Below are 2,473 nucleotides of genomic sequence, written 5' to 3'. Positions count from 1 at the left end.
ACCATACTTACTCCCATTCCTGCAAATCCCCTAATTAACTTCAAACCAACCAAATGCGTTATGATACCTAAATTTACAAGAACTAATGGAGAAATATATATCTTTTTCTTGTTCTTGATTACCCAAAACAAACCCCAAATACTTAGTAATGAAATAGCAATAGGAAAATAGATAAATAGAACTGAAGTAAACAAGGCTAACCCTCCCCAACATTTGTGAGTTATGTCTTATTATACGTCTCCTTCACAATCTCCTTACTTATTTTAACATAAAATTACATTTTCTTATTCAACTATCATCATATATCACCTACAAAAGTTGTTTATAACCCTATATCAGCACCAAAAACGGTATTAGATATTGAAAATGTTACTTTGATTTTGGGAATGAGTTTTGGTTCTATGATTTAATACAAACAGGTTGTTTTTTGATAAAGTTGTTTTTAGTACCATTAACGTCCGTTTGTGGAACCACCTTTTCTAAAGGAGATTACATGAAGAGAATTTATTTTGTGATAGATTTACCGTATTTATTTCGTATTACATAGTAGGTACCAATATTAATCGGGAGGGGTGGACAATTGAAAATCACAGAGAACAATGTTGTACAACAAATACAGAAGAAAAATGAACATGCAATTCCCTTTATTATCAACCAGTATGGTGGTTTACTTACAGCAATCATTAAACGTCATTTAAATTACCATCAGCAAGATTATGAAGAATGCCTTGATGATGTTTTGTTATCGATATGGAATTATATTCATTCCTTTGATCCTACGAAAAATTCATTTAAACAGTGGATTGCAGCGATTGCAAAATATAAAGCGATTGACTATCAAAGAAGACAAATCACAATAAAGAATCAACAGTTTTCAGTTCCAGATATTAATGAATCTATGATAAAGGCAAAACAATCATCAGAAAAAATCCTTGTTGATGAATTACTTGATCAGTTACCAGCGAGTGAACGGAAAATCTTTGAAAAGTACTATTTAGAAGGAACTCCTTCAAGTGAAATAGCGAAAGAATTTAATGCGAAAGAGTCTTGGGTTTATAACAAGCTTTCCAGAGGACGTAAAAAGCTTAAAAGTTTTTTATTTCAAAAAAATGAAGTGTGAGGAGTGAGAATATGTCGATTTATAAAGACTTAAATGAATTAAATGTAGATTTGGAACAGTATGAAGAACAAAGCCTTACGAACTTCGAGAAAAAGAAATGGGAAAAGCGTATATTAAAAAAAATAAGAAAACAAAGACCATCTCACTTAAAGAAATATTTAGGTGTTACAGCAGCCGTTATTTTAGTAACTGGTATTTCAATTAGTACAGGTATGGTATCTATAGCAAATATGCCATTTGTTGGTGAAACCATTGAAAAGTATATAAATTCAAATGAAAATCTTGACTATTCGTCATATAAAACAAAAATAGGTGAAACAGCTGAAAACGAGTACGGTAAATTGACATTGAATGAAGTCTTGATTGATGGTGGGTGATTATTAACCAGTTCCACTTTTGAACCAGCAGAGGGGATTGATTTTAATTATCAAATGCATCCAATGCCAAAAGTATTGATAAATGGACAGAATCTAACTTCAGGTACAGGCGGGGAATCTGTAGAAATAAATGATTCCATGTTTACCATTTACAATGAAGTTCAACTTACAGAAATTCCGATTGGTGAAACGATTCGATTCCATATTGAGTATGATCGCCTAGACTTGGAAATGCCAATAGATCACCCTTGGGTCTTTGATATTGAAGTTCCAACAGAACAGTTAGCAGCAGCAAGCAAAACGATTACATTCGATCAGGTAATACAGCTCGGGAATGGCCAATCCATRAAATTAGAGAAAATGATTGTAACACCAATATCCACGGTGCTCTATTATGACTGGCCAGAGCAAGCAAATCACATTGCTTTTAAAATTGTAAGTGAATCTGGGACTGAAATATTACCAGGCACTAGCGCTATTACTCCTGAAGAATCTTATAACCGATATCCATCAATTGATTTAACATCAGAGAAATATTATTTAGTGCCATTTGAGCACTCAGCAAATCCCCATGCAACTGAACCAGGTAATGTACCAGAACAATCTATACTGATCAATCCATAAGAAATGAATGGATGATCTAGAGACATAGTAATCATGTGAATTCTCCTACGAGGGGCATTAATTGTAAGACAAATAAAACAGCCGATTCCTTAAAAATAGAAGGTGAAATCGGCTGTTTTATTTTCGAATTTCCTTAGCGTACAAAATTTGCGAAATGTTGGCGGTACCCCTTATTGAACTAACGCACCCGTTAGTTGCTTAAGGCACACTATGTTTCATTTATTAGTATTCCGCCTTTTGACTGATAAACTCAAGGAAAGTCATTGAGAGTTTATCAGTCAAAAGGCGGAATACTAATAAATGAAACATAGTGTGCCTTAAGCAACCAACTAACGGGTGCGTTAGATCAATA

General features: G+C 33.5%; 3 protein-coding genes and 1 pseudogene. 3 read left to right on the top strand and 1 reads right to left on the bottom strand.

Going from position 1 to position 2,473, the window contains the following annotated elements:
- Nucleotides 1–194, bottom strand: a pseudogene (locus tag AC1DUW_RS25830) (hypothetical protein); the annotation flags it as partial.
- A gap of 386 nt (nt 195–580) precedes the next feature.
- On the opposite strand from AC1DUW_RS25830, the gene AC1DUW_RS25825 reads away from it, so the two are divergent.
- The 3 genes from AC1DUW_RS25825 to AC1DUW_RS25815 all read left to right on the top strand — a co-directional run bounded on the left by AC1DUW_RS25825 (nt 581) and on the right by AC1DUW_RS25815 (nt 2,121).
- Nucleotides 581–1,120 carry a sigma-70 family RNA polymerase sigma factor gene (locus AC1DUW_RS25825; RefSeq protein ID WP_252434120.1) on the top strand — a complete coding sequence of 180 codons (540 nt, stop codon included), beginning with the start codon at nt 581–583 and terminating at the stop codon, nt 1,118–1,120.
- An 11-nt stretch (nt 1,121–1,131) separates the two neighbouring features.
- On the top strand, nt 1,132–1,497 hold the full coding sequence (locus AC1DUW_RS25820) for a DUF4179 domain-containing protein (protein WP_477643822.1): 366 nt from the start codon (nt 1,132–1,134) through the stop codon (nt 1,495–1,497).
- Between the two features lie 63 nt (nt 1,498–1,560).
- Complete coding sequence (locus AC1DUW_RS25815) at nt 1,561–2,121, top strand: hypothetical protein (RefSeq protein ID WP_477643821.1); 561 nt, start codon at nt 1,561–1,563, stop codon at nt 2,119–2,121.
- Nucleotides 2,122–2,473 lie beyond the last annotated feature (352 nt).

The sequence above is a fragment of the Peribacillus sp. P4_C12 genome (assembly GCF_056402095.1).
This window is presented reverse-complemented; position numbering and strand designations above follow the sequence as displayed.